The sequence below is a fragment of the Streptomyces ferrugineus genome (genome assembly GCF_015160855.1).
GTDB lineage: Bacteria > Actinomycetota > Actinomycetes > Streptomycetales > Streptomycetaceae > Streptomyces > Streptomyces ferrugineus.
The window spans coordinates 6,750,365-6,769,078 of record NZ_CP063373.1; the positions used below are offsets into that span (position 1 = coordinate 6,750,365).

General features: G+C 73.1%; 18 protein-coding genes and 1 pseudogene. 6 read left to right on the plus strand and 13 right to left on the minus strand.

Features of this window, described 5'->3' with window-relative positions; all coding sequences use genetic code 11:
* On the minus strand, nucleotides 1-807 hold the full coding sequence (locus IM697_RS30345) for an ABC transporter ATP-binding protein (RefSeq protein WP_194039284.1): 807 nt from the start codon (nucleotides 805-807) through the stop codon (nucleotides 1-3).
* A gap of 180 nt (nucleotides 808-987) precedes the next feature.
* Here IM697_RS30345 and IM697_RS30350 point away from each other — a divergent pair, with 180 nt between their 5' ends.
* Nucleotides 988-2,247: a PucR family transcriptional regulator gene (locus IM697_RS30350; protein WP_194039285.1), complete on the plus strand. Its 1,260-nt coding sequence runs from the start codon at nucleotides 988-990 to the stop codon at nucleotides 2,245-2,247.
* Between the two features lie 29 nt (nucleotides 2,248-2,276).
* Here the strand turns inward: IM697_RS30350 and IM697_RS30355 are convergent, their stop codons facing one another.
* Nucleotides 2,277-3,395 (minus strand): glycerate kinase, encoded by a 1,119-nt coding sequence (locus IM697_RS30355; protein ID WP_194049945.1) that lies wholly within the window; start codon nucleotides 3,393-3,395, stop codon nucleotides 2,277-2,279.
* A gap of 192 nt (nucleotides 3,396-3,587) precedes the next feature.
* On the opposite strand from IM697_RS30355, the gene IM697_RS30360 reads away from it, so the two are divergent.
* Both IM697_RS30360 and IM697_RS30365 read left to right on the plus strand, forming a co-directional pair.
* Complete coding sequence (locus IM697_RS30360; RefSeq protein WP_194039286.1) at nucleotides 3,588-4,670, plus strand: ADP-ribosylglycohydrolase family protein; 1,083 nt, start codon at nucleotides 3,588-3,590, stop codon at nucleotides 4,668-4,670.
* Between the two features lie 178 nt (nucleotides 4,671-4,848).
* Nucleotides 4,849-5,343: an NUDIX domain-containing protein gene (locus tag IM697_RS30365; protein WP_194039287.1), complete on the plus strand. Its 495-nt coding sequence runs from the start codon at nucleotides 4,849-4,851 to the stop codon at nucleotides 5,341-5,343.
* A gap of 22 nt (nucleotides 5,344-5,365) precedes the next feature.
* Here IM697_RS30365 and IM697_RS30370 read toward each other — a convergent pair whose 3' ends face one another.
* Nucleotides 5,366-5,566: a type II toxin-antitoxin system VapB family antitoxin gene (locus IM697_RS30370; protein WP_194039288.1), complete on the minus strand. Its 201-nt coding sequence runs from the start codon at nucleotides 5,564-5,566 to the stop codon at nucleotides 5,366-5,368.
* A gap of 78 nt (nucleotides 5,567-5,644) precedes the next feature.
* Here IM697_RS30370 and IM697_RS30375 point away from each other — a divergent pair, with 78 nt between their 5' ends.
* Both IM697_RS30375 and IM697_RS30380 read left to right on the plus strand, forming a co-directional pair.
* A complete protein-coding gene (locus tag IM697_RS30375; protein WP_194039289.1) occupies nucleotides 5,645-6,373 on the plus strand; it encodes an SIR2 family NAD-dependent protein deacylase in 729 nt (242 codons plus the stop codon).
* A 14-nt stretch (nucleotides 6,374-6,387) separates the two neighbouring features.
* Nucleotides 6,388-6,759 (plus strand): VOC family protein, encoded by a 372-nt coding sequence (locus IM697_RS30380; protein WP_194039290.1) that lies wholly within the window; start codon nucleotides 6,388-6,390, stop codon nucleotides 6,757-6,759.
* A gap of 11 nt (nucleotides 6,760-6,770) precedes the next feature.
* On the opposite strand, the gene IM697_RS30385 is transcribed toward IM697_RS30380, so the two are convergent.
* On the minus strand, nucleotides 6,771-7,253 hold the full coding sequence (locus IM697_RS30385) for a methylated-DNA--[protein]-cysteine S-methyltransferase (RefSeq protein ID WP_194039291.1): 483 nt from the start codon (nucleotides 7,251-7,253) through the stop codon (nucleotides 6,771-6,773).
* 8 nt (nucleotides 7,254-7,261) lie between these two features.
* Entirely contained in the window at nucleotides 7,262-8,752 is a 1,491-nt protein-coding gene (locus tag IM697_RS30390; RefSeq protein WP_322734533.1) for an AlkA N-terminal domain-containing protein, read from the minus strand.
* Nucleotides 8,753-8,907: 155 nt separating this feature from the next.
* Between IM697_RS30390 and IM697_RS30395 the strand changes: the two genes are divergently transcribed.
* Nucleotides 8,908-9,270: an ArsR/SmtB family transcription factor gene (locus IM697_RS30395; protein WP_194039292.1), complete on the plus strand. Its 363-nt coding sequence runs from the start codon at nucleotides 8,908-8,910 to the stop codon at nucleotides 9,268-9,270.
* A 24-nt stretch (nucleotides 9,271-9,294) separates the two neighbouring features.
* On the opposite strand, the gene IM697_RS30400 is transcribed toward IM697_RS30395, so the two are convergent.
* From IM697_RS30400 to glyA, 8 genes and pseudogenes are all read right to left on the minus strand, one after another.
* Complete coding sequence (locus IM697_RS30400; RefSeq protein WP_228044234.1) at nucleotides 9,295-9,774, minus strand: hypothetical protein; 480 nt, start codon at nucleotides 9,772-9,774, stop codon at nucleotides 9,295-9,297.
* Nucleotides 9,775-9,806: 32 nt separating this feature from the next.
* Nucleotides 9,807-11,348 carry an FAD-dependent monooxygenase gene (locus IM697_RS30405; RefSeq protein ID WP_194039293.1) on the minus strand — a complete coding sequence of 514 codons (1,542 nt, stop codon included), beginning with the start codon at nucleotides 11,346-11,348 and terminating at the stop codon, nucleotides 9,807-9,809.
* 170 nt (nucleotides 11,349-11,518) lie between these two features.
* A pseudogene (purU, locus tag IM697_RS30410) lies at nucleotides 11,519-12,378 on the minus strand (formyltetrahydrofolate deformylase).
* Nucleotides 12,378-13,007, minus strand: coding sequence for a sarcosine oxidase subunit gamma (locus tag IM697_RS30415; RefSeq protein WP_194039294.1), 630 nt, complete (start codon nucleotides 13,005-13,007; stop codon nucleotides 12,378-12,380). The pseudogene purU and the gene IM697_RS30415 overlap by 1 nt, the downstream one beginning before the upstream one ends.
* Complete coding sequence (locus IM697_RS30420) at nucleotides 13,000-15,843, minus strand: sarcosine oxidase subunit alpha family protein (RefSeq protein ID WP_194039295.1); 2,844 nt, start codon at nucleotides 15,841-15,843, stop codon at nucleotides 13,000-13,002. The genes IM697_RS30415 and IM697_RS30420 overlap by 8 nt, the downstream gene beginning before the upstream one ends.
* Nucleotides 15,840-16,136 (minus strand): sarcosine oxidase subunit delta, encoded by a 297-nt coding sequence (locus IM697_RS30425; RefSeq protein ID WP_194039296.1) that lies wholly within the window; start codon nucleotides 16,134-16,136, stop codon nucleotides 15,840-15,842. The genes IM697_RS30420 and IM697_RS30425 overlap by 4 nt, the downstream gene beginning before the upstream one ends.
* 44 nt (nucleotides 16,137-16,180) lie before the next feature.
* Nucleotides 16,181-17,401, minus strand: coding sequence for a sarcosine oxidase subunit beta family protein (locus IM697_RS30430; protein ID WP_194039297.1), 1,221 nt, complete (start codon nucleotides 17,399-17,401; stop codon nucleotides 16,181-16,183).
* Nucleotides 17,398-18,714 (minus strand): serine hydroxymethyltransferase, encoded by a 1,317-nt coding sequence (gene glyA / locus IM697_RS30435; protein ID WP_194039298.1) that lies wholly within the window; start codon nucleotides 18,712-18,714, stop codon nucleotides 17,398-17,400. The genes IM697_RS30430 and glyA overlap by 4 nt, the downstream gene beginning before the upstream one ends.

Sequence of the window (18,714 nt, forward strand, 5' to 3'; positions counted from 1 at the left end):
TCACGCCTCCCATCTGGTCAGCGTGGGATGGGTGGTGCGGGCCTGCGAGGCGTCGGCGGCCGCGTCCTCGTCGACCACGCCGAGGTAGCGGCGGCGTACCTCGTCGGAGGCGGCGAGTTCGTCCGCCGGGCCGGACAGCGTCACCTCGCCGACTTCGAGGACGTAGGCGTGGGAGGCGAGGCGCAGGGCGAGGGCGGCGTTCTGCTCGACGAGGAGGACGGAGGTGCCCTGTTCGTTGATCTCCCGGACGGTGGCGGCGATCCGGTCGGCCACCAGGGGTGCGAGGCCGAGTGAGGGTTCGTCGAGGAGGAGCACCTTGGGGGCGGCCATGAGGGCACGCCCGACGGCGAGCATCTGCTGTTCGCCGCCCGAGAGGAGTCCGGCGCGCTGCTGGGCGCGTTCGGCGAGGACGGGGAACAGGTCGTGCACGCGGCGCAGGGCGCGGGCCCTCGCCTCCCGGCCGCCGGGGGCGCCGAGCGCGCCGGCGCGCAGATTGTCGGCGACCGTCATCCGGGCGAACACCCTTCGCCCTTCCGGGACTTGGCAGACGCCGGCGGCCACCACCCGGTCCGGGGGGAGCCGGTCGAGCGGGCGGCCGCCGAGGCCGATCGTGCCGCCGGTGACCGCGCCCCCGTGGAAGGAGAGGGTGCGGGAGATCGCCCGCAGCAGCGTCGACTTGCCCGCGCCGTTGGCGCCGAGGACCGTGACCACGGCCTGCTCGGGTACCTCCAGCGACACGTGGCGCAGTGCGCGCACGGGGCCGTATCCGACCGACAGGTCCCGGACGAGCAGCGCGGAACCGCCCATCGCACCCCCTTCGTCCACGTTCGGTGTGGCGTCACCTCAGCACCGCACCGGGCGCCCGTCCACGGTGGACGGCCGAAACGTGGCGGGTGACCAGAACGCGCGGCCGGCGATTGTGCACGGGCACAACACCGCGTGTCAGGGGCCTGTCCGCAGCGGGTCCGCGGTGGCATCCTCCGGGCCATGGGTGGGCGCAGACCGCGAACCGGTCATGACTGGAAACTGCTCGCGGAGGCCTGTACGGCCCTGCTGGAGCGGGTGCCCGAGCTGGTGGACGAGCACCTGCGCAGGCTCGCCGAGCACTCGCCGGTGTACGGGCAGGTCCTGCCCTACGACCTGCACTGGCGGGAGTCGGAGGAAGCGATGCGCATCGGCATCGAGACGATCTCCGCGCCCCGCGACTCACCGCGCCGGGACCTCGCGTACGCCGAGGAGGCCGGGCGGCGCCGGGCCCAGCAGGGCCTGCCGCTGGAGCTCCTGGCGCACGCCTACCGCAGCGCCGGCTATCTGGTGTGGGACAGCCTGCTGGAGGGGGCGGCCGAGCGGGAGCGCGAGCGGCTCGGGGCGCTGGTGCGGTCCGCGACGATCGTGTGGTCGGCGGTGGACGCGCAGGTGCAGGCCGCGTCGGACGCGTACCGGGCGACGGAGATGGAGCTGCGGCGGCGCACGGACGAGCAGTTGCAGGCGTTGCTGGACGCGCTCCTTGAGGGGCGGCAGACGCCCGGGCTCGCGGCGCGGGCGGCGGCGGGGCTCGATCTTCCCGAGCACGGGTCGTACGCGGTGGTGGTGTTGCGGGCGGAGCGGCGTGACGGACGTGAGGAGACGTTTCACCGGCCGGTGCGCGGCGCCGGGTTCCGTTTCGTGTGGCGGATGCGGACCGACTGCGAGGTGGGGGTGGTGGGGCTGGACGCCGGCGTCGGGCTCGACCGGCTGGCGGAGCTGCTGGACGCGCGGTGCGCGGGGCCCGGCGGCATCAGTCCCGTCGTGACCGGGCTGTCCGAGCTGGGGCGGGCGCGGCGGCTGGCCGAGCTGGCGCTGCGGACGTGTCCGCCGGACGCGACGCGTGTCGTGCGCTTCGACCAGCGGATGCCGACCGCGCTGGTGGTCAGCCAGCCGGAGCTGGCGGCGCGGCTGGTGGCGGACGTGTTCGGCGCCCTTCTGGAACTCGAACCGGCCGATCGGGCGGTGCTGCTGGAGACGCTGGATGTGTGGCTGACCTGCGAGGGGTCGGCGGGGCGGGCCGCGGGGCGCCTGTACTGCCACCGCAACACGGTGTTCAACCGCCTGCGCCGCCTGGAGCAGCTGACCTCACGGTCGCTGGCCCGCCCGCGGGACCTGATCGAGATGACGCTGGCCCTGGACGCCTACCGGTTGTCGCCCCCGCCGCCCCTACCCGTCCCGTCCTCCAGGGGCTCCGCCCCTTCGACCCCACTGGGGGCCTGAGCCCCCAGGGCGGCGGGGGCGGAACCCTCTCAGCGCAGGAAATCGCGCGCGATGCCCTCCGCCACCCGCTCCAGGATCGGCCCGGCGTCCGCGATGCACTTCGCCACGTCCGGCTCGACCTCCGTCAGGGGGTACGCGCGTCGGATCCCGGCCCGGCCCAGCGCCTCCGGCGGCAGCGCGAGGCGGCCGCACACGGCGACGACCTCCTTGCCGGCCGCGCGGGCCGCGGCCGCCACGCCGGCCGGGGCCTTGCCGTGGAGGGTCTGCTCGTCCAGGGAGCCCTCGCCGGTGATGACGAGATCCGCGCGCTCCAGGGCGGGTGCGAAGCCCAGGACGTCGAGCATGACCTCGATGCCGGGGCGGAAGCGGGCGCCGAGGAGGAGGGCGCCGTAGCCGATGCCGCCCGCGGCACCCGCGCCCGGTGCGGCGGCGTGCTCGGCGGCCTTCGGCCCGAACGACGCCTCCAGCACCTTCGCGAAGTGCCCGAGCGCCGCGTCCAGCGTCTCCACGTCGTCCGGCGAGGCGCCCTTCTGCGGGCCGTACACCGCGGGCGCGCCCTTCGGACCGGTCAGCGGGTTGTCGACGTCGCTGGCGAGCACCAGGTCGACCGAGGCCAGCCTCGGGTCCAGGCCCGTCAGATCGGCCGTGGCCAGGTCGCCCAGGCCACCGCCGCCCGGCGCCACCGGCTCCCCGTCGGCGTCCAGGAAGCGGGCGCCCAGCGCGGTCAGCATCCCGGCGCCGCCGTCGGTCGTGGCGCTGCCGCCCACGCCGAACACGAGCGTGCGGGCACCGGCGTCCAGCGCGGCCCGCAGCAGTTCCCCGGAGCCGTAGGTGGACGCCGTGAGCGGGGCGAAGACGCCCGCGGGCAGCCGCTGCAGGCCGCTCGCCTCCGCCATCTCCACGACCGCCGTGTCGCCGCGCAGCGCGAACGCCGCCGTCACCTCGTCCCCGAGGGGCCCGGCGACCCGCATCTCGCGGCGCTCGAACCCGGCCGCGACCGCCGCGTCCACGGTCCCGTCGCCGCCGTCGGCCACGGGCATGGCCTCCACCTCGACGCCCGGCACGGCCCGGCGCAGACCGGCCGTCACCCGCTCGGCGACCTGTACGGCCGTGAGCGAGCCCTTGAACTTGTCCGCGGCGATGAGCACGCGCTGTGTCACCTGTTTTCCCCTTGCTCTCCGGGCCTCGCGCACGTCAAGGCCAGTCGCGCCGCTGCGACCTTAACCGGAGGAGGCCCGCGGCGTCATGCCCTGCCCGGAGCCTGAGAACGCCGTGCGCGCCCGCTGTGCGTACCGGGCGAACCCCGAGCGGACGCCCCCGGAATTGGGTAAACCGGTCCTATGACCCCTGTGGGCACTGAGCCAGAGCTCGCCGACCGCGTCCTCGGGGGCTGGCTGGGCCGGATCGCGGGCAACATGCTCGGCAAGCCGGTCGAGCAGGGCGACCTGTGGACGCGGGACCGGATCGATCAGTATCTGCGGCAGGCCGCCGCCCTGCCCCTCACCGACTATCTCCCCGAGCCGCCGAGCGAGGCCGACGGCTTCGAGCTGCGCCCGGAGTGGCGCCAGTGCGTGCGCGGCCGGATCCACGGCAGCTGCCGCGACGACGACGTCGACTACGCCATCCTCGGCCTGAACCTGCTGGAGAGCCACGGCTTCGGGTTCAGCACCGAGCAGGTCGGGGATCTGTGGCTGCTGCGGCTGCCGTATCTGCAGACCTTCACGGCGGAGCGGGCCGCGTACCGCAACCTCGCGAACGGTCTGAAGCCGCCGCTGACCGCGACGTACGACAATCCGTACCAGGAGTGGATCGGCGCCCTGATCCGCGCCGACATCTACGGCTGGACCTGCCCGGGCGCCCCGCACCGTGCCGCCGCCCTCGCCCGCCGGGACGCGGTGCTGTCGCACACCGGCAACGGCGTGTACGGCGCGATGTGGGCGGCGGCGCTGATCTCGGCGGCGTTCACGGCGGCCACGATCCGCGAGGCGGTCGACCGGGCGCTCGCGGTCATCCCGGCGAGCAGCCGCCTCGCCCGTACCGTGCGCCGGGTCGTCTCGCTCCACGACACCCGGATGACCTGGGAGGAGACCCTCACCACGGCCGCCGAGGAGACCGCCGGGCTCGGCTGGATCCACACCGTCCCGAACGCGGCCGTGCTCACCGCCGGGCTGCTGTACGGCGACGGTGACTTCACCCGGACCATCGCCCTCACCGTGCGCGGCGGGCTGGACACCGACTCCAACGGGGCGACGGCCGGTTCGGTGGCGGGGGTGCTGACCGGGGCGGAGGCGATCCCGGACCAGTGGACCGCGCCGCTGGAGGACACGGTCCGCAGTGCCGTGTTCGGGTTCGACGGGGTGCGGATCAGCGAGCTGGCGGAGCGGACGGTGCGGCTCGCGGAGGAGGCGGCGGAGGAGGTCTAGGCGGAGGTCTAGGCGGAGGTCTAGGCGGAGGTCTGGGCGGAGGTCTAGGCGGCGGTGCGCGCGGGGCGCCCGGGGGCGCTTCCTCGCGCGGGGCGCGGGCTTCTGGAGCCGGGCCGGTGCTTCCGCGGGCGGGGCGGGCGGCCGGGGTGCGGTGGCGCGGGCTGGTTACCCTTCCCCAATGACCACGACGCAAGACTTCGCCACGTACATCGCGGGTCTCCCCCGCGTCCTCGCCGGTGCCGCCGCCCTCTTCCGGGACGCCGAGGGCCGGGTGCTGCTCGTGGAGCCCAACTACCGTGAGGGCTGGGCGCTTCCGGGCGGCACGATCGAGTCCGACGACGGCGAGACGCCCCGCCAGGGCGCGCGCCGGGAGACGTCCGAGGAGATCGGCCTGGACCGGGAGCCGGGCCGGCTGCTGGCGGTGGACTGGGTGGGCGGGACCGGGCGGCCGCCGCTGGTGGCGTATCTGTACGACGGCGGGGTCCTCGGCGAGGACGACCTCAAGGCGATCCGGTTGCAGGAGGAGGAGCTGCTGTCCTGGCGGCTGGTGGCGCGTGCGGAGCTCACCGCGCATCTGCCGGGCGCGCTGGGCCGCCGTTGCCTGGCCGCGCTGGACGTGCTCGCCGACGGCGGGGCGACGGCTGAGTTGGAGAACGGTTACCGGGTGGGCTGACCAGCGGTCGGGCGGGGCGCGTTCAGCCCTCGACGTCCCTGGGCTTCACGTCCACCGCGCGCAGCGCCTCGTCGCGTTCGGCGACCCGGGCCTCGGTGCGGTGGCCGCGCGCGATGTAGTCGCGGACGACGAGTTCGACGGCGTCCTGAGGGCTGCCCACGCCCGCGAGGACCATGGCTTCCACGACGAGTTCGGCATCCAGTGACACGGTGACCTTGGCCATGGCGGGACGTTAGCACCAAACCCGCGCGGTCGAATATCCATTCGCCGCTCTCACCTCGCCCGTCCTACCCTCGGCAGCATGACCAAGCCGCCCCTCGTCGCGATCCTCAGCGGCGCCGGTATCAGCACGGACTCCGGGATCCCCGACTACCGCGGGCCGAACGGGCTGTGGCGGCGGGATCCCGAGGCCGAGAAGCTCGTGACGTACGAGTACTACATGGGCGACCCGGAGATCCGGCGCCGCTCGTGGCAGCTGCGGCGCAGGAACCGGACGCTCGGTGCCGAGCCCAACGCGGCGCACCGGGCGGTGGCCGAGCTGGCGATGTCGGGCGTGCCGGTGCGGGTGATCACGCAGAACGTGGACGGGCTGCACCAGCTCGCCGGGATGCCCGCCCGCAAGGTCCTCGAACTGCACGGCAGCGTACGGAGTGTGCTGTGCACCAAGTGCCACGCGCGCGGGCCGATGGAGGACGCCCTGGCCCGGGTCGAGGCCGGTGAGGCCGATCCGCCGTGTCTGGACTGCGGCGGGATCCTGAAGTCGGCGACGGTGATGTTCGGTGAGCGGCTCGATCCGGCGGTGCTCGGTGAGGCGGTGGCGATCACCAAGGCCTGCCAGGTGTTCATCGCCGTCGGCACCAGCCTTCAGGTGCAGCCCGCGGCGGGGCTCGCGGGTGTGGCGGCCGACCACGGCGCCCGGCTCGTCATCGTCAACGCCGAGCCGACGCCGTACGACGAACTCGCCGACGAGGTGATCCGGGAGCCGATCGGCACGGCGCTGCCGAAGCTGCTGCGCGGGCTCGGCGGGTAGCCCAGAATACGATCATGACCTCTCGTATTCGCCATGTGACGATCGACTCCGCCGACGCCTACGGCCTCGCCGGCTTCTGGTCCCGGGTACTCGGTCTGCCCGTGCACGAGGACGACCGGCCGGGGGGCGAGGACGCGCTGATCGAGGGGGCCGGGCTGCTGTTCGTCACCGTTCCGGAGCCCAAGACCGTCAAGAACCGGGTGCATCTGGACCTGGAGCCGCAGGATCGGACCCGGGACGAGGAGGTCGAGCGGGTCCTCGGGCTCGGCGCCGTCCTGGTCGACGACCGCCGCAACCCGGACGGCACCGGCTGGGCGGTCCTCGCCGATCCGGAGGGCAACGAGTTCTGTGTGGAGCGCGGTGCCGCGGAGCGGGCGGGCGGCTGAGCCGGCCGGGTTCAGAACAGCGCCGATCCGCTCTCGAAGTCCAGCAGCCGCTTCTTGCGGTCCAGGCCGCCGCCGTAGCCGGTGAGACCGCCGTTCGTGCCGACGACGCGGTGGCAGGGGACGATGATGCCGATCGGGTTCCTGCCGTTGGCGAGGCCGACCGCGCGGGAGGCGCCGGAGTTGCCGAGCGCGTCGGCGAGCTGGCCGTAGGAGCGGGTCTCGCCGTAGGGGATCCGGCAGAGCTGGTTCCAGACCCGGCGCTGGAATTCGGTGCCGTTCAGGCGCAGTTCCAGGGTGAACTCCTTCAACTCTCCCCTGAAGTAGGCCTCCAGCTGGTCGATGGTCTCGCCGAAGGGCGTCTCGTCGCGGGCCCCGAAGGTCTCCTCGGGTGGGCGGTGGCGCTGGTCGGTCATGTAGAGGCCGCACAGGACGCCGTCCTCGGCGACGAGGGTGAGCGGGCCGTACGGGCTGTCGATGACGGTGTGCTGCTTCACTGGGTTCCTTATACGGGGAGGAAGTTGATCGGGTGGCTGTCCGTCGCCCACAGGTACTGGACGGCGTACGCCCGCCAGGGGCGCCAGGCCGCCGCGCGGGCCGTGAGGGCGGCCGGGGTGGACGGCAGGCCCAGTTCCTGGGCGGCGCGGCGGATTCCCAGGTCGGTGGGGAGGAAGGCGTCGGGGTCGCCGAGGGCGCGCATGGCGATGACGTCGACCGTCCAGGGGCCGAAGCCGGGCAGGGACAGCAGCCGGGCCCGGGTCTTTGGCCAGTCGCTGTCGGGGCCCAGGCGCACCTCGCCGTCGGCGAGTCGGCCGACCAGGGTGGTGAAGGTCGTCCGGCGGGAGCGGGGCATCGCCAGGGACTCCGGGTCCACGGTCGCCAGCGCCTCGGGGGCCGGGAAGAGGTGGGTGAGGCCGCCCTCGGGGTCGTCGACCCGCTCGCCGTGCGCGGTGACCAGGCGGGCCGCGTGGGTGCGGGCGGCCGCCGTGGAGACCTGTTGGCCGAGCACGGCCCGTACGGCGAACTCGGCCTCGTCGACCGTGCGCGGCACCCGGCGGCCGGGCGCCTTGTCGACCAGGGGCGCCAGCAGCGGATCCGTGCGCAACTGGTCGTCGATCGCGACCGGATCGGCGTCCAGGTCGAGCATCCGGCGGCACCGGCTGATCGCGACGGTCAGATCGCGCAGGTCGCCGAGGGTGAGGCGGCAGGCGATGTGGTCGGGGTGGGGGGTCAGGGACACGATGCCATGGGCGTACGGCAGCCTGAGCGTGCGCCGGTAGGCGCCGTCCCGCCACTCCTCGACGCCGGGTACGGCGGTCGCCGCGAGGTGGCCGAAGAGGTTGTCGGGGTTGAGCGGGGCGCGGAACGGCAGGCGGAGCGTGAGGGCTCCCCCTGTGTTCGTCGAGGTCCCCGGGTTGCCGCGCGGGGCACGGCCGCGCAGGTCCGTCGGCGAGAGGGCGAAGACCTCGCGGACGGTGTCGTTGAAGGTGCGGACGGACGCGAATCCGGCCGCGAAGGCGATGTCCGCCATGGGCAGGGGCGTCGTCTCGATGAGGAGGCGGGCCGCCTGGGCGCGCTGGGCGCGGGCCAGGGCGAGCGGGCCGGCGCCGAGTTCGGCCAGGAGCTGGCGTTCGATCTGCCGGGTGCTGTAGCCGAGCCGGGCGGCGAGGCCGGGCACGCCCTCGCGGTCGACGACGCCGTCGGCGATCAGACGCATCGCGCGGGCCACCAGGTCGGCGCGCTGGTTCCACTGCGGGGAGCCGGGGCTGGTGTCCGGGCGGCAGCGCTTGCAGGCCCTGAAACCGGCCTGCTGGCAGGCCGCCGCGCTCGGGTGGAACCGCATGTTCTCCGGCTTGGGCGGGACCACCGGGCAGCTCGGCCGGCAGTAGATCCCGGTCGTGACGACCGCCGTGAAGAACCAGCCGTCGAAGCGGGCGTCCTTGGACTGGACGGCGCGCACGCAGCGCTCCGTGTCGGTGTGCATCCCCTTCTGCATGTGTCCAGCATCGGCCACGGGACAGGCCGGGGCTGGCGAGAATCCGACATCAACCTCGCGTGTCCTGGAAGCCGCCGGATCACCTGGCGAGGACCTGAAATGAAATGCATGAATAATCCTTCATGCATCCATGGATGATGGGTAAGATACCCCTCATGGGTCATGGAGCCGTCACCGCCGCACAGGACGCCCCCGAGCGCGTACGTCTCGACGCGGCCAACGTGACCAAGGTGGCCACCACCCTCCAGGCCCTGTCCACCCCCTCCCGCCTGCTGATCCTGGCGCGGCTGCGCGAGGGGCCGCTGCCGGCCACGGAGTTGGCGGCCGAGGTGGGCATGGAGCAGTCCGCCTGCTCGCACCAGCTCCGGCTGCTGCGCAATCTCGGCCTGGTCGTGGGCGAGCGGCGCGGGCGGTCGGTGGTGTACGCGCTGCACGACCACCATGTCGCCGAGCTGCTCGACCAGGCCGTGTACCACGTGGAGCATCTGCGGCTGGGCATCAGCGACGCGGCCGAGTGAGCCGCGCCGCTCCCCGGCCCGGCGTTACGATGCGCTCGGGCCCGGAGTCGGCCCCACGCCCCTCAACTGCTGGATGGTCCCGCCCAGTCGGGGCCGGAGCTTTTCCAGCAGCGCCGGTTTGCCGCTGACCACCCAACGGGTGCCGACGAGGTACTTGCCGCCGTAGACGGCGGCCGCGTCCAGCCAGGTCAGCTTGTACTTCTCCGCAGGGAACGTCGTGATGAGGTAGTCGCCCTTCGCCGTGTGGCACAGGCCCTCGCGCAGTTGGTCCGCCTCGGTCCGGATCTTGACCTTGCAGTCGGTCAGACCGGCGATCACCTCGACCTTCGCCGGCGCCACGACACCGGCCACGGTGGCCGAGACGTTCGCCGGGCTGTCCTTCGCGGAGGCTCCCTTGTCGTCACCGCCGCCGCACGCGGTGACGGTGAGCAGGAGAACCAGACTGCCGGCCGACGCGAGACGGCGGCCGGTCCTTCCTCTGCTGCTTCCTCTGTGTAGCTGCACGAAGGGTGGTACGGATCAAGGGCGGCGGGTGTTCACCGCGTGCGTCGGGCCGGCTCGACCGGCAGCCAGTGGGCGGCGTAGGCCCGCAGGCCCTCCAGGTCCGCGCCGCGTGCGACGTAGCCGAGGTGGCCGTCGGGCCGTACGAGTCCCTGGGCGACGCCCGGCCAGGTGCCCCTCTCGCCGAGTCGGTGCACGGTGATCAGGTCGGTGCGGCCGCTCAGGACCGGGGCGAGCCGCTCGTCCGGCCACAGGTGCGGCGGTCCGGTCAGGAGCAGATGCCAGCCGGGTCCGGCGGTGCGGGCCTGGAGTCCGCTGGGCAGGTCGGGCAGCCGGTCACCGGCCCGTGGGCCGCGGCGGGGCGGTCGGGTGCCGGGGGTCGAGGCGGGGCTGCGGCGGTAGTGGATGCCCAGTTCGGAGACGGTGCGAAAGACCCGGCGGCGGGGCGCGGTCGCGTGTCGCGCCAGGGGGGCGAGGTGCGGGACGAGCCGGGAGCGGGCGAACCGCAGGACGGGGTGGGGGCTGGTGCCGATGACGAACGCGCGGTCGGTGAAGCGCCGCACGTCGCGGCCGACCGGGACGCGTTCGGCTCCGTACGTCTCCAGCAACTCCTCCGGCGCGGCGCCCCGGCACACCAGGGCCAGCTTCCAGCCCAGGTTGAGGGCGTCCTGGATGCCGGTGTTCATGCCCTGGGCCCCGGCCGGGCTGTGGATGTGGGCCGCGTCGCCGGCGAGGAAGAAGGGCCCGGAGCGGTAGCGGGCGGCGCCGCGGTTGTGGAGGCGGAAGTCGGTCATCCAGACGGGATCCCGCAGGGCCACCCCTCGCGCGCCGTACCGCTCGGCGATCCGCTGCAGCAGCGGCAACGTCACCTTGCCGTCGGGGGCGTCGGACGGCCGCATGGCGAGCATGCGCCAGGGGGCGGGCGCGCCGAGCGGGAAGAAGAACAGCATTCCGCGCCCCGACATGTACGAGTGCACGGCACCCGGTTCCAGTCCGTCGACCTCCAGGTCGGCGAGCAGGTACGTCTGCGGATAGGCGTAGCCCTCGAAGCCGATGCCCGCCTGTGCGCGCACGGTGCTGTGGGCACCGTCGCACCCGACGACGTATCGGGCCGTCACGGTCTCCTCCCCGCCGCCGCGGCCGCGCAGCCGGCCCACCGCATGTGATCCCCGCCGCTCCAGCCGGACGACCTCGACGCCGCGCTCGACCGTTGCGCCCCGCCGGGCCAGATGCTCTCCGAGCACGCTCTCCGTCTCGGCCTGGGAGAGGAACAGCAGGAAGGGGTACGGCGTGTCCGTCGCCCCGATGTCGAACAGCGGCACCGAGACGGTACGCCCGCTCAGGTGCAGGCGCAGCCGCATGGCGGGGTTGCCTCGGGCCACCAGTTCCTCCGTCACGCCGAAGCCCGCGAGCGCCTCCAGGGTGCGGGGCTGGATGCCGAGCGCCCGGGACTCGCGTACCCGGTCGAGGGAGCGGTCGACGATACGGAACGGGGTTCCGTGGGCGCTCAGTTGGGCGGCGAGCGCGAGCCCCGTGGGCCCGGCGCCCACGATCAGCACATCAGGCGGTGATGTCATGGGTCCACGGTAGACAGGGGAGCCGTCACTGGATCCACGGAGGACCTTCGAGAACCACTCCACGCTCCCCCGCGACCAGCCGCGCCGACCGGCGTCGGCGCCCTGTACGCGAAGCCGGAGCTCCTCGCGGACATGGCGCCGTGGCAGGCGGCGGCCGCTGCCGGGAGCCGTCAGCGCAGTACCACCGTGCGTCTGCCCTGGACGAACACCCGGCCCTCGCAGTGCCACCGCACCGCGCGGGCCAGGGCCGCCGACTCCGCGTCGCGGCCGATGGCGGCCAGGTCGTCGGGGGCGTGGCTGTGGTCGACGTCGATGACCGCCTGGGCGATGATCGGGCCTTCGTCGAGGTCGGCGGTGACGTAGTGGGCGGTCGCGCCGACGAGCTTGACGCCTCGTTCGTGTGCCTGGTGGTAGGGCTTGGCGCCCTTGAAGCTCGGCAGGAACGAGTGGTGGATGTTGATCGTCCGGCCGGCCAGCCGGGCGCACAGGTCGTCGGAGAGCACCTGCATGTAGCGCGCCAGCACCACCAGGTCCACGTCGAAGGAGTCGACGAGTTCCAGGAGCCGGGCCTCGGCGTCGGGCTTGGTCGCGGCGGTGACCGGCACATGGAAGAACGGGATGCCGTGCCAGGTGACGAGTGCCTCGTGGTCGCGGGGTTGGAGACCACCGCGACCACGTCGATGGGCAGATCGCCGCTGCGGGTGCGGTACAGCAGGTCGTTCAGGCAGTGGCCGTAGCGGGACACCATGACCAGCACCCGGCGCCGGGTGCCGGCCGGTTCCAGATGCCAACGCATGGCGAACGGCGCGGCCACGGCGGCGAAGTCGCGGCGCAGGGCCTCGGTGGTGTTCTCGCTGCCGGAGGTGGCGAAGTGCACCCGCATGAAGAAGTGACCGTCGCGGCGGTCGCCGAACTGCTGGTTGTCGATGATGTCGCTGCCGTGGTCGAGAAGGAACCGCGAGACGGCGTGGACGATGCCGGGCGCCTCGGGGCAGTCGACGGTGAGCACATGCTCGACGGGTGTCTCCATCAGGGCACCTCCGGACGGCGGTACTCGCTCATCGCGTCGATGAGCCAGCGCGCCAGATAGTCAGCGAACGAGGAACGTGGGAACAGGCGGTACGTGGGTGCGTCGTCGACCTGCCAGAGGAGCACGGCGACGGGGCCCACCGTGGTCGACACCGCCCGGCCGGGCCCGAAGGCCCGGGGGTGCAGGTCCAGCGGGCAGCCCTTCTCCAGGACCTGCCGGGCGGCCGGGCCGCTCAGCTCCAGTGTGGTGCGGTTCGCCGAGACGTCCACGACCGAGCCCGGGTCGCCGCCGAGTGCCTCGCGCAACTCGGCGGTCACAGCGCCGCTGTCGGCCTGGGACAGCACGAGCCACTCGTCCGGGCCGAGCCAGACGGCGGTGTGCGGGCCGGACGCGGTGGTGTGGCCGCACTGGCGCGGGAGCGGTGCGCCCAGGGTCTTGTCGATGCGGTCGGCCGCTACGGAGGCGGGGTCGACGCGCAGGTTCACCATGGTGATGAACGGCCACTCGGTGAGCGCGACACCGCGCGCGCCGGTGACGGCGGCGGCCCGCATCCGCTCCTCCAGATGGGCCAGGGGGCTGGTGCGCAGGGCCACCGGGCCCGCGCCTGACTCGATCGTCGGCTCAGCCATCGCGCTTGGTCCCTTCGGGGTCGTAGAGGACGAAGTCGGCCACCTCGACGGACACCAGGTCGTCGCCCACCGGGGCGAGCAGGGTCTCGCCGATCCTGGCCCGCCCGTCGGCGACGAGGGCGAGGGCGAAGGGGCGGCCGAGGGCCGGGCTGTGGTAGCTGGAGGTGACGTGGCCGAGCATCGGCACCGGCACCGTGGCCAAGGAGGCTTCCGGCGCGACGAGTTGGGTGCCCTCGGGCAGCCGGGTGGTGCGGTCGCTCGGGAGCAGGCCGACCAGTTGCCTGCGGTCGGTGCGGGAGGTGTCGGCGCGGGCGAAGGACCGCTTGCCGATGAAGTCCTTCTGCTTGGAGACCACCCACGACATGCCCGCGTCCTGCGGGGTGACGGTGCCGTCGGTGTCCTGGCCGACGATGATGTAGCCCTTCTCGGCCCGCAGCACGTGCATGGTCTCGGTGCCGTACGGGGTGATGTCGTACGGCCGGCCGACCGCGTACACCTCCTCCCAGACCGCGAGGCCGTACCAGGCCGGGACGTTGATCTCGTAGGCCAGTTCGCCGGAGAAGGAGATCCGGCAGATGCGGGCCGGGATGCCGGAGGCCAGGGTGGTCTCGCGGAAGGCCATGAACGGGAAGGCCTCGGCGGACAGGTCGACGTCGGGGGCGAGATGGCCGACGACCTCGCGGGACTGCGGGCCGACGACGGCGATCGTCGTCCACTGCTCGGTCACCGAGGTGCAGTGCACGTCGAGTTCGGGCCACTCGGTCTGCAGCCACTCCTCCAGCCAGTCCAGGACCCCGGCGGCGCCGCCGGTCGTGGTGGTCATGAAGTAGCGGTCGTCGTCGAGACGCAGGGTCACGCCGTCGTCGAAGATCATGCCGTCCGGCTTGCACATGACGCCGTAGCGGGCCATGCCGGGCTTGAGCTTCTTGAAGGCGTTGGTGTAGACGCGGTTGAGGAACTCGCCCGCGTCCGCGCCCCAGATCTCGATCTTGCCGAGGGTGGAGGCGTCCATGAACGCCACGCCCTCACGGGCGGCGCGGCACTCGCGGGCGACGGCGGTGTCCATGTCCTCGCCGGGCCGCGGGTAGTACCAGGGGCGCTTCCACTGCCCGACGTCCTCGAACTCGGCGCCGTTCGCCACATGCCAGCCGTGGATGGAGGTGGTCCGCTCCGGGTCGAACAGCTCACCGCGCTCACGTCCGGCGAGGGCGGCGAAGGCCACCGGCGTGTACGGCGCCCGGTAGGCGGTGGTGCCGATCTCTCCCAGGGAACCGCCCAGCACCTCGGCGATCACGCCGATCGCGTTGACCCCGGACGTCTTGCCCTGGTCGTTGGCCGTGCCGAGGGAGGTGTAGCGCTTGACGTGCTCGACGCCGCGCATGCCGGCGCCGGTGGAGCGCCACACGTCGGCGACGGTGACATCGCGCTGGTGGTCGACGAAGTGGGTGTCCCAGCCGTCGTCGACGCCCGGCACCAGCCACAGGGCGCGCACCTCGGGACGGACTTCGTCGTACGACGCCGTCGGCACCGGCACCGGGAACCCGGCCTCCGTCGCCGCCAGCGCCCCGGCCCGCGCCCCCTCGGCCACACACCCGTCCAGGGTGGACGTGCCGCGCGCCGCACCCACGACCTGCTGGTCGCGCACGGTCCCGTCCGGCACGAAGGCGACCCGCTCGGAGTCCCAGCGGAGCCTGCCCTGGCGCTGGCTGTGCAGGTGCACCACCGGGCTCCAGCCGCCGGAGACGGCGAGCAGATCGCAGTCGAACGACCGCGGGGCACCGGTGAGTCGACCGCTCTCGTCGATCCCCTGGACGGTGACACCGCTGACCCGGCGGTCCCCGGCGGTGTCGACCACCGCGCTGCCCGTCAGCACCCGCACCCCGGTCGCCACGGCGACCTCGGCGGCCCGCTGGGACAGCTCCGGGCGGGCGTCCACGACGGCGGCGATGTCGATGCCGGCGGCGTGGAGATCGGCGACGGTGTCGTACGCGCTGTCGTTGGTCGTGCTCACCACGGCCCGCGAACCCGGCGCCACGGCATACCGGTTGAGGTAGGTGCGCACCGCCCCGGCGAGCATCACCCCGGGCCGGTCGTTGCCGGCGAAGACCAGCGGACGCTCGTGCGCGCCGGTCGCGAGGATCACCTGGCGGGCCCGGATGTGCCACAGCCGCTGGCGCGAGACGCCCTCGGGAGCGGCGGACCCGAGGTGGTCGGTGCGCCGCTGCAGGGCCAGCACGTAGTTGTCGTCGTACGACCCGAAGGCCGTGGTGCGCTGCAGTACGACGACCTCGGGGGCGGCGTCGAGTGCCGCGCGCACGTCGGCGACCCAGTCGAGGTCGCGCCGCGCGCCGGAGAGCAGCGAACCGCCGGGCTCGGGCTGGTCGTCGACGAGGATCACCCGGGCACCGGCGCCGGCGGCAGCGGCGGTGGCCGCGAGTCCGGCCGGTCCGGCGCCGACGACCAGGACGTCGGTGTGGACGTACTTCTTGTCGTAGACGGCCGGGTCGGGGGTCGGGTCGAGCCGGCCCATCCCGGACAGCGTGGTGGCGGACAGGCCGTCGTAGAGCTCGATGGTCGTCGCCGGGAGCATGCCCTCCGTGCACGGGCCGTCGAGCTGCACCAGGGCGTTGGGCTCCTCGACGCCCGCGGCGACGATGCCGCGCGGGCGGCCGCGGTAGAGCGACGGGGCGACCTCGATGAGACCGTGCGCCAGCATCGCCGAGGCGACGGTGTCGCCGGGGTGGCCGGTCAGCTCCCGCCCGTCGACGGTGAACCGCAGCACGGTGCCGCGGTCGACACGGCCGCCCTGCCGGAGCCGGAAGTGCTGGTCGGTCATCGGTTCCCTCCGGCCTGGGGCAGTTCGGGGCGGGGCTCGTCGAGCCGGTAGGAGGCGAGCACCTCGTAGGTGACGGTGTCGCGCAGGACGTTGAACCAGCGGCGGCAGCCGGTGCTGTGCACCCACCGCTCGGCGAAGGGGCCCTTGGGGTTGTCGCGGTAGAAGACGTACTCGGCCCACTGCCGGTCGTCGAGGTCCGCGGGGGTCTCGGGGTAGCGGACGTGGGCCTGTCCCCCGTAGTGGTACTCGGTCTCGTCACGCGGACCGCACCATGGGCAGCTGATCAGCAGCACGGTGTCCTTCTCTCGGCAGGCTCTCGGCGGGCTCTCGGCGGCTTTCAGTGGGCCACGGCTGCTGCGCCGTGCTCGTCGATCAAGGCGCCCGTCGTGAAGCGTTCGAGGGCGAAGGGGGCGTTCAGCGGATGCGGTTCGCCCGTGGCGATGGTGTGCGCGAAGGTCCAGCCGGCGGCCGGGGTGCCCTTGAATCCGCCGGTGCCCCAGCCGCAGTTGACGTAGAGGTTCTCGACCGGGGTGGTGCTGATGATCGGCGAGGCGTCCGGCGTGACGTCGACGACGCCGCCCCAGGTCCGCAGCACGTGCGCGCGGGCGAAGATGGGGAACAGCTCGACGGCGGCGGCCATCTGGTGCTCGATCACGTGGAAGGAGCCGCGCTGCCCGTAGCCGTTGTAGGAGTCGACGCCCGCGCCCATCACCAGCTCGCCCTTGTGGGCCTGGGAGACGTAGACGTGCACGTGGTTCGACATGACGACCGTCGGGTGCACCGGCTCGTGCAGTTCGGAGACCAGCGCCTGCAGCGGGTACGACTGCACCGGCAGCCGTACGCCCGCCCGCTCGGCCAGCACGCTGCTGTGCCCGGCGGCCGCGAGACCGACCCGGCCCGCGTTGATGCGGCCGAGGTTGGTCTCGACGCCCACGACCCGGTCGCCGTCCTTGAGGAAGCCGGTGACCTCGCAGCCCTGGATCAGGTCCACGCCCAGCTCGTCGGCGCGGCGGGCCAGCGCCCAGGCGACGTGGTCGTGCTTGGCGATGCCGGCCCGCGGCTGGAAGGTGGCGCCGAGGACCGGATACCGGGTGCGCGGCGAGACGTTGAGGATGGGGCAGACCTTGGCGACCTCGTCCGGTTCGAGCCACTCGGCGTCGACTCCGTTGAGCCGGTTGGCGTTCGCCCGGCGCGTGCCCTCGCGGACGTCCTGGAGGGTGTGCGCGAGGTTGAGGACGCCGCGCTGGCTGAACAGGAAGTCATAGTCCAGCTCCTCCGGGAGCCGCTCCCACAGCTTCAGGGCGTGCTCGTAGATCGCCGCGCTCTCGTCCCACAGGTAGTTGGAGCGGATGATCGTGGTGTTGCGGGCCATGTTGCCGCCGGCCAGCCAGCCCTTCTCCAGGACGGCGACGTTGGTGATGCCGTGGTTCTTGGCGAGGTAGTAGGCGGTGGCCAGGCCGTGGCCGCCCGCGCCGACGATGACGACGTCGTACGAGGAGCGCGGCTCGGGGTTGCGCCAGAGGAAGTCCGGGTGCTCCGGCAGCGGCTCGGTGCTCACGCCGCGTCTCCGTTCAGGTGGGACAGGTGGGGATACAGGGGGAAGGCGGAGGCCAGCTTCGCGACCCGGCCGCGCAGTTCGTCGTCGGGCCGTTCGCCCTTGAGGGCCTCGGCGATGATGTCGGCGACCTCCCGGAACTCCGGGTCGCCGAAGCCTCGGGTGGCCAGGGCCGGGGTGCCGATCCGCAGCCCGGACGACACCATCGGCGGACGCGGGTCGAAGGGCACCGCGTTGCGGTTGACGGTGATGCCGATGCGGTGCAGCCGGTCCTCGGCCTGCTGCCCGTCGAGCGCGGAGCCCCGCAGGTCGACGAGGACCAGGTGGACCTCGGTGCCGCCGGTCAGGACCGTGATGCCGGCCTCGGCCACGTCGTCGGCCAGCAGCCGTCCGGCGAGGATGCGGGCGCCGTACAGCGTGCGCTGCTGGCGCTCCTTGAACTCCTCCCCCGCCGCCACCTTGAAGGCCACCGCCTTCGCCGCGATGACATGCTCCAGCGGGCCACCCTGCTGACCTGGGAAGACGGCCGAGTTGATCTTCTTGGCGAGGTCGGCGCGGCTGAGGATCACACCGCCGCGCGGGCCGCCGAGGGTCTTGTGGGTGGTGGTCGTCACGACGTCGGCGTACGGCACTGGGCTCGGGTGCAGCCCCGCGGCCACCAGACCGGCGAAGTGCGCCATGTCCACCATCAGGTACGCGCCCACCGCGTCGGCGATCCGCCGGAACGCGGCGAAGTCCAGCCGCCGGGGGTAGGCCGACCAGCCGGCGACGATCATCTTCGGCCGGTGCGCGAGCGCGAGCTGCTCGACCTCGTCCATGTCGATGCGCATGTCCGACTCGCGCACGTGGTAGGGCAAGACGTTGTACAGCTTGCCGGAGAAGTTGACGCGCATGCCGTGGGTCAGGTGGCCGCCGTGCGCCAGGTCGAGGCCGAGGATCGTGTCGCCGGGCCTCAGCAGCGCGAACATCGCGGCGGCGTTGGCCTGGGCGCCCGAGTGGGGCTGTACGTTCGCGGCCTCGGCGCCGAACAGTTCCTTCACCCGGGCGATGGCCAACTGCTCCACGACGTCGACGTGTTCGCAGCCGCCGTAGTAGCGGCGTCCCGGGTAGCCCTCGGCGTACTTATTGGTGAGGACCGAGCCCTGGGCCTCCATCACGGCGGCCGGGGCGAAGTTCTCCGAGGCGATCATCTCGAGCGTGGACTGTTGGCGATGCAGTTCGGCCGCCACCGCGGCGGCGACGTCCGGGTCGAGCTCGCCCAGCGGGAGGGAGAGGGCGGACGAGGCGAGTGTGCTGGTCGACGGGCTGGTTGCCAT

What these genes read in the sequence shown, in the direction of transcription:
- IM697_RS30395 (WP_194039292.1), top strand. Translation starts at nt 8,908, where the DNA reads ATGGGTCATGGAGCCGTCACCGCCGCACAGGACGCCCCCGAGCGCGTA.
- IM697_RS30360 (WP_194039286.1), top strand. Translation starts at nt 3,588, where the DNA reads ATGACCCCTGTGGGCACTGAGCCAGAGCTCGCCGACCGCGTCCTCGGG.
- IM697_RS30365 (WP_194039287.1), top strand. Translation starts at nt 4,849, where the DNA reads ATGACCACGACGCAAGACTTCGCCACGTACATCGCGGGTCTCCCCCGC.
- IM697_RS30405 (WP_194039293.1), bottom strand. Translation starts at nt 11,348, where the DNA reads ATGACATCACCGCCTGATGTGCTGATCGTGGGCGCCGGGCCCACGGGG.
- IM697_RS30415 (WP_194039294.1), bottom strand. Translation starts at nt 13,007, where the DNA reads ATGGCTGAGCCGACGATCGAGTCAGGCGCGGGCCCGGTGGCCCTGCGC.
- IM697_RS30380 (WP_194039290.1), top strand. Translation starts at nt 6,388, where the DNA reads ATGACCTCTCGTATTCGCCATGTGACGATCGACTCCGCCGACGCCTAC.
- IM697_RS30345 (WP_194039284.1), bottom strand. Translation starts at nt 807, where the DNA reads ATGGGCGGTTCCGCGCTGCTCGTCCGGGACCTGTCGGTCGGATACGGC.
- glyA (WP_194039298.1), bottom strand. Translation starts at nt 18,714, where the DNA reads ATGGCAACCAGCCCGTCGACCAGCACACTCGCCTCGTCCGCCCTCTCC.
- IM697_RS30375 (WP_194039289.1), top strand. Translation starts at nt 5,645, where the DNA reads ATGACCAAGCCGCCCCTCGTCGCGATCCTCAGCGGCGCCGGTATCAGC.
- IM697_RS30390 (WP_322734533.1), bottom strand. Translation starts at nt 8,752, where the DNA reads ATGCAGAAGGGGATGCACACCGACACGGAGCGCTGCGTGCGCGCCGTC.
- IM697_RS30420 (WP_194039295.1), bottom strand. Translation starts at nt 15,843, where the DNA reads ATGACCGACCAGCACTTCCGGCTCCGGCAGGGCGGCCGTGTCGACCGC.
- IM697_RS30370 (WP_194039288.1), bottom strand. Translation starts at nt 5,566, where the DNA reads ATGGCCAAGGTCACCGTGTCACTGGATGCCGAACTCGTCGTGGAAGCC.
- IM697_RS30350 (WP_194039285.1), top strand. Translation starts at nt 988, where the DNA reads ATGGGTGGGCGCAGACCGCGAACCGGTCATGACTGGAAACTGCTCGCG.